Origin of the sequence: Citrobacter amalonaticus, from assembly GCF_002918555.1 — a bacterium.
GTDB lineage: Bacteria > Pseudomonadota > Gammaproteobacteria > Enterobacterales > Enterobacteriaceae > Citrobacter_C > Citrobacter_C amalonaticus_A.
This window is the reverse complement of the sequence record NZ_PQMB01000002.1, coordinates 1,301,809-1,314,011: the sequence shown is the minus strand read 5'-3', so window position 1 is coordinate 1,314,011 and position 12,203 is coordinate 1,301,809. Positions and strand designations below refer to the sequence as shown.

The window sequence follows — 12,203 nt, the reverse complement described above, 5'->3', positions numbered from 1 at the left end:
ATGACGGGTTATTTAGCAATGCGAACGGTGATTGGGAGTATCCATTATTCTGGACATGCTCACCGATCGCTTTGGTATTGATGGGGGACGGGAAATTTACTGTGCTCCCCACTTTCAACAAACGATAATAACGGTCTTTTCGGTCCCACACTTTTCGTCATTAGCGGGATGTATTGCAGGAATTCCATCGCGGTACGCTGAAAAATATAGCCCTGTAACCAGCAGTTCGGAGTTCGGGTCAGGGCAAGCAGATGCTGTGAGTTTTCAATGCCTTCCACCACAACATGACCGGCAAATCGCGTCAGGTCACGAATGACCTTCTCAAGCTGAGCGGTATTCGTGACGTGGTGCTGCCAGAAAAAAAACTTATCAATTTTCGCGCCGCTGAAGTAGCCCCTGACAAGCAGGTCAAAATTATTGTGGCTGCCTGACCCGACATCATCCAGCCACAGCGCAGCATGCTGGCGCAGTCGCCCGAGCATTCCCTGTTTTTCCCTGTCTGAAGAGGTGAAAAACTCATTAATCTCCAGTCGGATACAGGCAATAGTGGACAACAGTGCCAGGATATCATCATCACGAACCAGCCAGTGTGCGGTTTCCTCATCAAGATTCAGGGATACTGCAACGCCGTGGCGGATGAACCACTCCTGATACTGCCGGATACAACCCAGCTGGCGGACAAAGTTCAGCCATTTATATTCCGGCGTCAGAATATCTGTCACCTCGCCCCATGAGACCATCCGGCCATCCGGTCCGGTAAATCCGGTTAATAACTCGACGGCCTTCAGACTCCCTGTCATGTCATAGACCGGTTCACAGAGGTAATGCTGTTTATAGCGATTTATCATTTATTTCCCTCTGTTTTATCCGCAGCATTTCTGGCTGCGTCTATTTAATATACTTCTGGACCGACGGGGGCCTTTTCGTAAAGCCGCCCGTGGAAAGTTCAGCGACCGTTGTCTGACGCGGAATAAAAATGCTCCGGTTCATCGTCTTAATACTGCCACAAATGTTTATTAATGAATGTTTCCAGCTCATACATGCTTACAAACCGATTTAAATGTTCTTTAAATTAATTATCTTTTATTGGTAGTTAATTATATAAGTAAGGCTAGTGCTGATATTTCCCGGCATCACTGAGTTACTAGTACGAATTATTCTTGCACCTAATGGAAAACTGACAGTACCACTACTGTCCCCCACCGCTGGTGTTACTACAATACTGCTCGACAGATCTAAGGGGATATACGTCCCGGATTGTTTTGTTGCTACCTGAACTCCAAATCCGCTGGCCGTTGCCGCGCTGTCCAGTGATACAATGCCATTACTCGTGTCAATGGCTGTGGTGTTTGGTGCCAGCGTCATGGTCAGCTTATTCGTTCCGGTACCTCCCCCCCCCTCCGATACGGCTCCCGTGTTATATCCCGTGATGCCATAAGAAGTGTAACTGCCGTTGCTGTTGTTGCCCAGAAAGACAGAACAACCCGTCAGAGTGACTGGCGTGTCACGCCATGAGGTAACATCTCCCTGATTTTTCAGAACTGTTGTGTTGGTGGTCCCGAGATCCCAGGTAAAGTTTGGTGTGGTGCAGGTGGGGGTTTGCAGGGTGAACGAACCTGTAATGGTATGGTATGCCACCCTTGCTGGGATATTATCCGCATCTATGGCGTCAATTCTAACCTGAGGAAAAAGCGCCGTATTCACAGTACCTGCGGTCACAGGTCCCATTTTGACCAGTTCAATGCCAAAGGCCAGCCATCCGTCGGGGTTCACCTGTCCACCGAGATAGGTAGAATTAACCGGATAATATTTGTTTTCAAAGGTACTTTTAAAGCGTATACCCAGTCCGTTAACCCCAGTCTGGTAGATATTGCTTTGACCTGCATACAGTGTCCCTCCTGACAGGGACATTCTGACGAAGGTTCCACTTTTTGTGCAGTTTACCGTCACGGTGCCATACCCTCTTACCTGTTGCACTCGAATATTGCTGCCGACAGGAAAGTCCTGCCCGACACTGAAGGTGGCAGCCTGAAGGGGGATTTGGACGGTATACTGATTGTTCGTGGTACAGACTGCCATACAATGGAGAGAGAACAGCAGCCCTCCCAGCACCAGCAGCAGGTGTAAGCCATATTTATTTAACGTTTTCATTTTCAGTTTCCGCTTCTGATTATTTGCATGTATAGGTCATCTGCTGCATGGCCTTCGTCTCATCCGTCACGCTGAATGGCATGATGCAGGTCGTGGCCTTGCCCCCGTTATTCACCGTCGCGAACAGCCGTCCCGTTTTATCACTCATACGGGCATACACGGTCCCACCCTGGCCCACCATGCCGGCCGCGTTCCCTTTACTGTCCGTCACCGTGGCACCGAAGGGGAGCCCCTCTTCAGGCCGGGCCGGCGTCAGCAGCAGCGCATAGCCCTGCTGCGTGGCAAACTCCGCCACCACCACAGCCCCGGCTCGCGGAACCACATTCTGGGTGGTGCTCTCCAGTTCCACCCTGTCTGACAGACCTTTCGGGTCCAGGCTGACCGGGTTTCGCTGATACGGCATTGACGCCGGCATCACCGCATTCCCCCAGTGGTCCAGCTTCAGGCCCGGATAACTGCTGACTTCCGCCCCCGCCGCACCCGGGGCATTCACCACCACCCAGGTATCGCCGGTATACGGCGTCAGCGTCACGCCATGAGGGTGAGCCACCACCGCCCCCGACAGCCCGGCGGATAACGTCCGGTTGTCCCGTCCCACTCCGGCAGAGGCATTCACGGTTGTCCACGGAGACAGATACTGTCCGCTGACGCTGCCGGTACTGCCGCTCTGTTCACTGTGGGTACCCGAAACGCCCCAGCTCATCTGCTGGCTTTCGCCCGCCGTTCCGGCCAGGGAGACCTGCTCTGCCAGACCGCCGCCGCTGTCATGGGACACCGCAGAACTGAAGGTCATCGGGCGCTCCTCACCCAGCGGGATGCTGAAAGATGCCAGCCAGCTGGTTTGCATGTCCCCTTGCGGCGCGCGGTTGCGCGCGGCTGTCAGGGAGTAACTCACCCGTTTCCAGCGGTTGGAATAACCGAACTGATACTGCATGTCATTCCCGGTACGGTCCCAGTAGTTCTGTGACAGACCAGTGACGGACAGGGTCCCCCAGCCTTCGGCCAGCCCCTGGCTGAGTGTCAGGCTGTAGCGGTTTTTGGTCCGGTAAAGCAGACCGGCATAGACCGGGTCCCCTTTCTGCTGGTTCTGGTACTCCATGGCCTGCGCAAAATCGAGATAATCGCGTGTGGAGAAGCGGTAGGCTGCCAGCGCGATATTACTCTGGGTGTCAGAGACCAGTTTGTTGTACGTGATGCGATAACTCTGCCCGCTCAGTGTGTCCCTGACGGTGGACGTGCTGGCCTGAGTGATATCCAGCGCCACGGCGCCCAGCGGGGTCGACACCGCGCTGCCGGCCTGGTACGCCTGATAGCCATCGCTGAACTGGGCACCGCCATACAACGTCAGGATATTGGTGATACCCTGCTGCCAGGTCGCCTGATAAAACGGCTGCCCGTCCCGGCCGTTCGGCTGGCGGTATTTCCCCGCCACCGCCTCGTAACGGGATGCGCCCGGGCGCAGCAGGTCCGCCACGGATGCATAAGGCACCAGGAACGTGCTTTCACTGCCATCGGCTTCACGCACGGTCACACTGAGGTCGCCGCCGTACCCGGTGGGATACAGGTCATTAATGACAAAAGCCCCCGCCGGAACGGTGGTCTCATAAATCACGTTCCCGCCCTGGCTGACGGTAACGCGGGCATGGCTGCGGGCAATCCCGCGAATTTCCGGGGCATAACCCCGCTGTGATTCCGGCAGCATCTGGTCATCACTGAACAGTGACACGCCGGTATAGGACAGCGAGTCAAAGAGACGCCCGGAGGTGTTCGCCTGTCCGGCCAGAAAACGTCCCCGTAACGGCGTGACGTCGTGCTGAATATAGGTGTTAATGCTCTGGTACTGGCTGCCACTGTCGCTCTGGTTCGTCAGGCTGCCGTTATGGCGCAGATACCAGCCCCCCACGTTCAGGCCGCTGTTGAGACTCAGATACTGCGAGTTAAAGGTCTCACCGCCGGACTCTGACTGATAGGCACTGGCGTTATATGCAGCAAACGCCGCCAGACTGCCGCTCTGCCACAGGGACGGCGGCACGCTGCCCCGGGCCGTGTTTTCCAGGTCTTCCTGAGGGACAGCTATGACCAGTTTTTGCTGACCGCTGTCCCAGGTCAGGTGTGCAGAGGGAATAACCTGCTCCACCGGCGTGCAGTTTTCAGCGGCTAGTCTGTCGGTGTCGTGCAGGGCGGCCGCCCGGACGTTCAGATGCGCCAGCAGCTCCGGCGTCATGCATACCGCCACTTTTCCGTCAGCCATTTTGCTGAAAGTCAGTTTTTGTGTGGTTATCAGGTCATCATTCAGCCAGATATCTGCCAGATATTCCCCTGGCTGCATACCGTTGCCCCGGGAGAACTGCTTCAGATCCACGCCGGAGGTATAAGCGCTGTCCAGAAAAGAGGTGTTGAACTCCACGTCCCCGGGGGCTGCGTCCGCCGCCATCACCGGTGTGGCCGCGATGGCCAGCAGGCAGACGGACATCCGGGCAACGGGCCGCCCTGCCGACAGCATTTCAGCAAGAAGTGTTTTACGCATTTGGGCTCCCCTGGCGTGTTACAGACGGCTTACCGGCGCGGTGACGGATGCACCATAATCATTAATCGCATCAACGGTCACGCTGTCTGCACTGTCGGCGCTCATCCCGGCTGGCAGGGCGAATTCCGCACTGCCGTTCGGGGCCAGCATGTCGGCCGGGACGGACGTTTTTTTGCCGCCCCGGGTCAGGGTGATGGCCACCGCGGAAACGTAATACGGCGTCGGATTGCTCAGGGATATTTTATTTCCCTGCGCCCGCCAGCGAAGCTGTGCAATGGCAGCCTGCGCCCTTTTATCATCCAGTCCGGTCGGACGGTAAAACAGTTTGATACGTGAGCGGAAGGCGACCTGAATCTGATTGCTGCCTTTATCCCCCACGGGTGGGATTTCCAGCACGTTCAGCCAGTAGACGCTTTCGCGGTCAGCCGGCAAGGGTGTGCCGGTGTATGACAGGCGCAGTGTCTGGCCCGCATCTGCGTTCACCCGGGTCAGGGGCGGCGTGAGAATAAACGGAGTACGCAGGGCGTCCGGGCGAATCTCCGGATGACCATCATCGGTCCAGCTTTGTAAGAGAACAGGATATTTACCCGGATTGGTTATCTGCACACTGACATCCTTTTCTGCGGCGTGATAAATCACCCGGGTGGCACTGATTTGTATACTGGCAAACGCTGCCGGTATACCGGCAGCCAGGAGAAGCGCTGTCGCAGAAAAGAAGCGTGTCAGTGTCATGATCGTAAAACCTTTAAAGGGGGAACCCCTCTCAGGGTTCCTGAATAATAAGTGATAACGGGCGTGGCGTTCAGCGGGTGCAGAAAACCACACCGTTATTTATTACGGTTTATTCGTAATGTTATTCTTTATTTCTTTTCAGGCTGCCGTTAAAAGAAATAAGGCGGTTTACCAGCCTGAATACAACATCCTGTCAGCACGAGAAATAATAGTTTTATATTAATTATAAATCAGAGAATAGGTAACGCTGGATGCCACGGCACCCGCAGTGGCTGCGCCGGTAGCGTAATAACGAACCGCGTATGGCAGGGTGGCATTACCACCGGAAATGGCCACGAAGTTACCGGTATTCTGGGAAATATCACCGGCTTTCAGGGCGGCATTACTGGTGCCGTCAACCAGCTCCAGTAAGACGTTGGACGCGCCGCCGGTGGAGGTGTTAATCAGACGACCATTAGCATCCACATTTGCCCCTTTCTCAAAGTAAGCTTTGACAGTGCCGGCCCCGGTTGGGTTAGTGGTGGCACAGCCGGTCACACCAACATTAAACGCAGTCTGGCCGGCCGTGTTGCCTGTGGTGGACAGGACGTTCGCCTGAACGGTGGGCAGCGTGACAGCAGCGGCAGTGGCGCCGGTGGCACCATTGACGGTGGCGTTACAGGTCTGGTTGTTTACCGCACCGGTAAAATTAATGGTGCCATTACCGGCAGCCTGAACGGCAGAAACAGCAAACACGCTGCCGAATGCAGCAATTGCGATGATTTTTTTCATAATGTCTTTCCTGAATAATAAATACGGGATGTTGTATCTTCTCTCGGGGGAGAATCGTATTCCCGGAGAAGTTAACGCATTATTACTAAGATTAAAAAAAGGTCAATAGCCTGGTAATATAGCGTTAATAACAGGGGTGGCGATTTATTCAAAATAATAAACAGGGTGATTATATGCTGGTTGTGAAGCAATACCAGAATTCCATTTTTCATGGGGAGGGTGAAATTATAGGATAAAGTAAAATAAATGACGGAGTTATTATGCGGTTTTTTTTCAAAAAAAACTGAATAGATTCAGCATAACTATGCGTAATTTTTTTTCAAAATATTTTTACCTGCTGATGTTCTCATTATGAGAACAGACCTTTATACCCCTTCATTTGCATTTAATAATAATTATTATCAGTTAGTGAGCAACTCTGCCATTCCACCGGAGTAGGTTTTTTTTGGAAAACGATTGAACGAATCAGGTCAGAACACCCTTCCGGGGAGGAGAGGGCAGGGCATGATGAGCTGTGCTACTAAATTGTAATAAACATGAAGGTTCTGCCTTCCATCTGGGTAGACAGTAGCAGATAAAGTTATCCGGATGGCTTCGGGGATCTCCTCAAAAGGAAGTGTGTATGGAACGAAAGAACTGGCTTGCTGAACAGACGGACTCTGCGACGATGGTGTTCCAGGTAGGGAAGTATTGCGATGACTGGAAGGTTTCAGGCAGTTCACCTGACGGTACGCCAGGTTTCTGGATGGAGAATGCTGGCTACAGCCAGAAGAGACCGGAGAACGTATTCACCCGGCCCGGAATGATGTGGTGTTTTTTTCAGAAACCAGAACTTTGTTTTACTGTCGTCTGAGCATGACGAAGAGGAGATCCTGCCAGCAAGTTTCGCGCGACATATCAAAGCAACGGAGTTTGGGCTGGACGCCCCTTCGCACAGGGGGATTCACAACGAGGAAAAAAGTAAATTATCAGCAAACTTTCGTCAAAAACTATCTCTTCAGACTAAGATATTTCTATATTCCTGGTAGTTAACTGCACTATAGATTATTTCGTAAAATAACTGAAAATTCGACACTTAGCTCAGGAGTGCTGTGTGGATATTAAAATATGGTTAGCTCAACAATCCCAGTCAGCAACATCGATCTTCCATATGGGCCGATATTGTGAAGAATGGAAAGCCACCACTCACCACACCGGAAAACCCAGTTTTCATCTTGTTCTGGATGGGAAGTGCTGGTTGCAACTCGGAAGCAACAGGGAAACCATTCCTCTTAGCCGGGGGGATATAGTCTTCTTCTTTTCAGACTTGCCTTTTTATTTGGTTTCATCCCAGGATCGGCGGCCAGAAGATCTCCCCAAAAAAACAATGCGCCCTCTAAACAAGCCCACTGAAAACGACATCGCTCTTCTGTGCGGCTTCCTTCATCCCCGCACCAATGAAAGCGAATTACTTTTCGCTCTCATGCCTGAATATCTTCTTATCACCCATGATATGCAGGTAAACAAAAAGCTACGCCATCTGTTTGAATTGGTCAAAATTGAATGCCTCTCTTCTGATGAAAGTAGCGAGCTGGCTGTCACCAGGCTGACTGACCTGTTGCTTGTCTACGTTATCGAACAGGTGATGGATTATCATCTGGTGGATGTTAATCTGCTCCAGGCTGCACAAAGTAACCCCCTCACCGAGTTGCTTATACAAATCATCCACTCCCCGGCAGAGGAATGGTCCATAGAACGAATGGCTGGCATAGTAAATATGAGTCGCTCAACCTTTATCAGGAAGGTGCATACTGTAACGGGCTACGCACCCAATGAACTTGTCTTGCGGCTGCGAATTAATGTCGCCGTTAATCTTTTGCGACGGGGATACCCGATTGATGATATTGCCCTTCAGGTGGGGTATGCGTCATCTTCTGGATTTTACAAAGCATTCAGAAAGGTAACAGATGTTACCCCCGCTGAATTTGCAAGAATGCTTACAGCAAGTGCTGCATAAGTTACAAAAAAAACCTGCCCGGACGAACAGGCATAAAGAAGGTGGTGGTGCCGGGTGCCTCCCGGTGATTCTGTGCCGGCTCACAGAATCGCGTGGAACAGCGCTTACAGAGAGTTGCCAGACGCCCCTCCGCATAGGGGGATTCACCACAAATCAAAAGATAAAATCATCCAATGCCCAGGGCAATATCTGACCTGCGTTTTTCAGAATTGAATATTTAAATGCAAAAAGCCCCGCACGGTGGCGAGGCTTGAAGTTCATCGATAATCAGAGCTATGACGACAAGAACAGACTGACATTAGACGTATACTACTGAATCAGGTTCAGAAGTAAAAAAGACTCACAGCCAGACAACATTGAGAATCAGTGTTGACTCCGCAGCACCGTTGCTGCCCGCGATCGGGTGTAACCGCACCGTGAAGTTTGTCACGTCCTGCGTTAACAGGACGCCATTCTGACCCGGAACGGTGCTGACCGGAACCGCACTCCCGTTCACCGGGTTGAGTATTTCCACCCAACTATGCCCCAGAGAGACACGCGTCCCTTCAGTCACAGTACTGCTGATAAACTCTATTCCCACCTGACCACTGACACCTGCCTGAGGGACCGTGACTGTCAGGGCGCGGTCCACAACCGGCGCGACGGCAGTCGCTGATACGGTGCCAAAATCAATCTCAACCGGACTTACCCTCAGTTCAGGCTGAGAGCTGGCGGTACAGTTGAACGTAATCGCCGCATCGTATCGCTTTCCGGTCGCGGCAGACCCGCTCACCCAGAAATAGCCCAGCAGACCAGTGGCCGTAACGGTAAAGTTACCGTTAAGGAGGGTGGGCAGTTTCACCTGGAATGGTTTCGGCTTCATCGTGACCCAGGTACTGACATTCAACCAGCCTGCGGGCATGGTGATATTAGCCTGGTTATTTGCCTGCCTCAGCGTATAGCCTGTGGCATGCGTGCCGACATTGAACGTATAGCCGGAAGGGACATAATTGATGGTGGTAAATGTGACGCCATTCCCGAAATTCACACAGGCATCTGATGTGAACGCCTGGGTAATGGCGTTTTTTAGCGCCGTAAGGTCTGCCGTCCCCGGAATGGTTGACGACGTGTAAGCCAGACTATTTTCCCAGGGGCCAATGATAATCCCATTATAAACCGACCAGGCAGACTCGGTTCCCTTCACTTCAGATTGCGCCGGGGTGCAGGTCATCTCTGTCTCTGCATGGCAGGTCAGAGGCAGAGATGACAGCAGGGCAAGCGTACTTAATTTCATCCGTAATCTCATACTTTCCCATCCGTTTTCTGGCTGCAGGGGCTGTCCCTGCCGTCCGGATATAACGATGACACCATTTTTTCCAGAGCGTCCAGGCTCCCCATCAGGTGCTGGCTCGCATCCTCTGTATGCTGTAATCGTGCTTTCAATACTCCGGCAGGCATCTCTGTCAGGGGACGATCAAATAACAGGGCGGCAGTCACATGCATCTGGTGATGTGCCTCCCGCAACGCCCTGAACCCCGGCTGTGTACAGAAGCGCCGTCCCCCTTCTGTACACAGCCACTGTCCTAAGGGGCAGGCATTCTCCTCTGCCAGCGCTGCGCCCGGTTGTTCTGTCAGTACAGCCATATACAGCCGGTCACGCCACTGGTAATGCTGCGCCTTCAGCAGGGTGAACAGCAGCGTATCCGCCGAGAGCATGAGCCCGGAGGCGATATCATTCAGTTGCTGCTGCATCATTCCGATCAGTCCGTACTGCTCCCGGGCACGGGACAGCAGCTGCCGCTCCTGTGTTGCATCCTTCACCCCCTCCCGGTCCGCCGCGATGCTGTTGATCAGCCGGTACTGGCGGTTCTGTAGTGGTGTCATCAGGGCGGCATCCTCGCGGTACCGGGTTGCCGAGCGGATTAATCCCTCCCGCAGGCGGAAGCATTTTTCAGCGGTGTAGTGAACCTGAACGGCTTTGTTCATCATGCTGTGTCGCATGTGTTCCATGATGATGTGGTGCTGCTCCTGTGTCAGCATGACTGACTCCATTTTCCTGGAAAGTTATTAACCCACGACAATTCAGTGTTTATGTATATGAAAACTTCCTTACAAAAAACACAGCGTTGTTATCAGACTCAATGCCACCCTGCTATATTTATTTTAACAAACAGATTATTCTTTAATTGTGGGGGTGTGAAAGATATAGAAAGCAAATTTTGATTTAAAGACGGGGGCTGATAAAATAAACGATGCATTCTTTTAAAAACACAATAAGGCGCGTTTCTGCCAATGATAACTATGGAATTATCGCTGTAACGCGTAAAAAGCCATTATACAAGCCCGCAGTAGTGTTTTTATTCGTAATTGATATGTTTCGTGTGAGTGTAACGGGTGAGTTCTTTGCAGCAGATGATGTTATGGTATCCGACAGGCCATCAATGCCCGCCGCATCAATTTTTAGGTTCGCCGCACCTGTGTCATCAATAAACTCATATTCCAGATTTATTTTTGTATTAACAGCATTACTCTGTATCTTTATAGCTACAGGAATAGACTTGATCTCTTCAAATAAAACCGGGCCAAAGTTTATATTTGCAGGGGAAATATCAACAGAAACGTCAGCAATCTCTGTATAGAAAATTTGTCCCAAACGTACATTTGGGTAATATGTAGCCTCTGAGTTAGGGGCTATCCATAATACATTGTCGTCAGCATCCCTTATTTCTACCGGTGCAACTGAATCTTTGATCAGATTTATAATGAAAGTATACTGAGTCCCAACCGGAACGGAGGGGTGGCACATACCATCCTCAATACTGAAATAGTTTCCTGCAGTCATCGTGGTGTTTACTGTATAAGCATAACCTATTTCTTTCCCCGAAAAATTTGGATCTACAGGAACTTTAATTTCAGGAACGTTCTGACCAAGAGCAATCCAGGGAGATTGAATGACTGGTTCTAATCTTCCAGATTCATGTGTTAAATTATTTACTGAATCCCATGCAGCAAGTCTTACTGACATGGTAAAAGGACCATCATGACTGAGAGTATTTACCCAGCCAGGAAGATAGTAAGCTGCATAACCGGTTTCAGATATCGACCGGAATATTGCAGAGGATCCTTTATTCACGGAATTTAATACATAAACAGTACCCGGCTTAGATAAGTCGACATCTGAAGGTACAGTCCATGTGGCTATTTTTTGTGTGTCATAGGCCGGAAGTCCCTGCGTAACTTTGACGCCACATACAGCCAGAGAATGAAGAGGAATTGATCCAACTGCAAGGCATAAAACCAATAAACTACATTTATTCATAATAGTATATTTTACCTCAAGGGTTCTCAATGGTAAATCTGATTGCAGCCATCAACCTTGTACCAGCTACAATAGCGGACCCGGACTTTACTGTTGTCACAGGCGTGATAACACAAGTTCTCGTTAAATCACCTGAGCAAATTGGCGTACCTGAGTTTGCCCCGGGTACTGTGTTGAATTCAATATTACCGGGCTGGCTACCATCCTTGAGAGAAAGATAAGCGTTGGTAAAGTTGCCTGTAACTTCATCCTGCATATGAATTAATTCCCTGTCATCCGCAGACAGACTTCCTGTTACCACCTCAGCATATATCGAAGCCTGTCTGCTATATTTGCAATCGATATTCAAGGAGAACGGAGGGTGCATTTTCTCCCCAATAGAAATATCACCAAGATTAATTTCAAGATTACTCCCACCATCAGAGAAACTCACATTGCATGGTGGGGCAACAAAAATGGCTGTAATAGGGATTAATTTGGCATAAGATGCCTGTTCCGCATCAGAGTAAAAAGAGTTAAAAATCAAAAATATAAAAAAGTAACATCTGAATTTGTTTTTCATGATCGGTTTTTATTCAGTTGATTATAAATAAGAGAATACTTACTCCGTATGAATAATGTTAATTCATCACGGATACATGACGCTGAACTGCACGATGACCGAGGTCTGGCCCCGGAGCGTGCCCTGAACCACTGGGATCGATGGCGTTATCGATCAGATCCGGTTG

At 50.8% G+C, this 12,203-nt stretch carries 11 protein-coding genes; 2 read left to right on the top strand and 9 right to left on the bottom strand.

Translation table 11 applies throughout. The features are described from left to right. Positions 1 to 59: 59 nt before the first annotated feature. The 5 genes from C3432_RS11790 to C3432_RS11770 all read right to left on the bottom strand — a co-directional run bounded on the left by C3432_RS11790 (position 60) and on the right by C3432_RS11770 (position 6,181). The gene (locus C3432_RS11790; protein WP_103776770.1) at positions 60 to 848 is read right to left on the bottom strand and encodes an EAL domain-containing protein; all 789 of its coding nucleotides are present in this window, start codon (positions 846 to 848) and stop codon (positions 60 to 62) included. A 235-nt stretch (positions 849 to 1,083) separates the two neighbouring features. Further along, positions 1,084 to 2,151, bottom strand: a complete 1,068-nt coding sequence (locus C3432_RS11785) for a fimbrial protein (RefSeq protein ID WP_103776769.1) — start codon at positions 2,149 to 2,151, stop codon at positions 1,084 to 1,086. A 19-nt stretch (positions 2,152 to 2,170) separates the two neighbouring features. Beyond that, positions 2,171 to 4,678: a fimbria/pilus outer membrane usher protein gene (locus C3432_RS11780; protein WP_103776768.1), complete on the bottom strand. Its 2,508-nt coding sequence runs from the start codon at positions 4,676 to 4,678 to the stop codon at positions 2,171 to 2,173. Between the two features lie 18 nt (positions 4,679 to 4,696). Further along, positions 4,697 to 5,410, bottom strand: coding sequence for a fimbrial biogenesis chaperone (locus C3432_RS11775; RefSeq protein WP_103776767.1), 714 nt, complete (start codon positions 5,408 to 5,410; stop codon positions 4,697 to 4,699). A 219-nt stretch (positions 5,411 to 5,629) separates the two neighbouring features. Further along, positions 5,630 to 6,181 carry a fimbrial protein gene (locus C3432_RS11770; protein ID WP_103776766.1) on the bottom strand — a complete coding sequence of 184 codons (552 nt, stop codon included), beginning with the start codon at positions 6,179 to 6,181 and terminating at the stop codon, positions 5,630 to 5,632. Between the two features lie 622 nt (positions 6,182 to 6,803). Here C3432_RS11770 and C3432_RS11765 point away from each other — a divergent pair. Continuing rightward, positions 6,804 to 7,034, top strand: coding sequence for a hypothetical protein (locus C3432_RS11765; protein WP_103776765.1), 231 nt, complete (start codon positions 6,804 to 6,806; stop codon positions 7,032 to 7,034). Positions 7,035 to 7,274: 240 nt separating this feature from the next. Next, positions 7,275 to 8,177, top strand: a complete 903-nt coding sequence (locus tag C3432_RS11760; RefSeq protein ID WP_103776764.1) for an AraC family transcriptional regulator — start codon at positions 7,275 to 7,277, stop codon at positions 8,175 to 8,177. 340 nt (positions 8,178 to 8,517) lie between these two features. On the opposite strand, the gene C3432_RS11755 is transcribed toward C3432_RS11760, so the two are convergent. From C3432_RS11755 to C3432_RS11740, 4 genes are all read right to left on the bottom strand, one after another. Next, positions 8,518 to 9,462: a hypothetical protein gene (locus tag C3432_RS11755; RefSeq protein ID WP_103776763.1), complete on the bottom strand. Its 945-nt coding sequence runs from the start codon at positions 9,460 to 9,462 to the stop codon at positions 8,518 to 8,520. Continuing rightward, positions 9,459 to 10,196: a CZB domain-containing protein gene (locus C3432_RS11750; protein WP_181012903.1), complete on the bottom strand. Its 738-nt coding sequence runs from the start codon at positions 10,194 to 10,196 to the stop codon at positions 9,459 to 9,461. Before C3432_RS11750 ends, C3432_RS11755 begins: the two co-directional genes overlap by 4 nt. A gap of 259 nt (positions 10,197 to 10,455) precedes the next feature. Then, positions 10,456 to 11,475: a hypothetical protein gene (locus C3432_RS27465; protein ID WP_146050851.1), complete on the bottom strand. Its 1,020-nt coding sequence runs from the start codon at positions 11,473 to 11,475 to the stop codon at positions 10,456 to 10,458. A gap of 16 nt (positions 11,476 to 11,491) precedes the next feature. After that, a complete protein-coding gene (locus C3432_RS11740) occupies positions 11,492 to 12,037 on the bottom strand; it encodes a hypothetical protein (protein ID WP_103776760.1) in 546 nt (181 codons plus the stop codon). Positions 12,038 to 12,203: the final 166 nt, after the last annotated feature.

What these genes read in the sequence shown, in the direction of transcription:
- C3432_RS11790 (WP_103776770.1), bottom strand. Translation starts at nt 848, where the DNA reads ATGATAAATCGCTATAAACAGCATTACCTCTGTGAACCGGTCTATGAC.
- C3432_RS11785 (WP_103776769.1), bottom strand. Translation starts at nt 2,151, where the DNA reads ATGAAAACGTTAAATAAATATGGCTTACACCTGCTGCTGGTGCTGGGA.
- C3432_RS11780 (WP_103776768.1), bottom strand. Translation starts at nt 4,678, where the DNA reads ATGCGTAAAACACTTCTTGCTGAAATGCTGTCGGCAGGGCGGCCCGTT.
- C3432_RS11775 (WP_103776767.1), bottom strand. Translation starts at nt 5,410, where the DNA reads ATGACACTGACACGCTTCTTTTCTGCGACAGCGCTTCTCCTGGCTGCC.
- C3432_RS11770 (WP_103776766.1), bottom strand. Translation starts at nt 6,181, where the DNA reads ATGAAAAAAATCATCGCAATTGCTGCATTCGGCAGCGTGTTTGCTGTT.
- C3432_RS11765 (WP_103776765.1), top strand. Translation starts at nt 6,804, where the DNA reads ATGGAACGAAAGAACTGGCTTGCTGAACAGACGGACTCTGCGACGATG.
- C3432_RS11755 (WP_103776763.1), bottom strand. Translation starts at nt 9,462, where the DNA reads ATGAGATTACGGATGAAATTAAGTACGCTTGCCCTGCTGTCATCTCTG.
- C3432_RS11750 (WP_181012903.1), bottom strand. Translation starts at nt 10,196, where the DNA reads ATGCTGACACAGGAGCAGCACCACATCATCATGGAACACATGCGACAC.
- C3432_RS27465 (WP_146050851.1), bottom strand. Translation starts at nt 11,475, where the DNA reads ATGAATAAATGTAGTTTATTGGTTTTATGCCTTGCAGTTGGATCAATT.
- C3432_RS11740 (WP_103776760.1), bottom strand. Translation starts at nt 12,037, where the DNA reads ATGAAAAACAAATTCAGATGTTACTTTTTTATATTTTTGATTTTTAAC.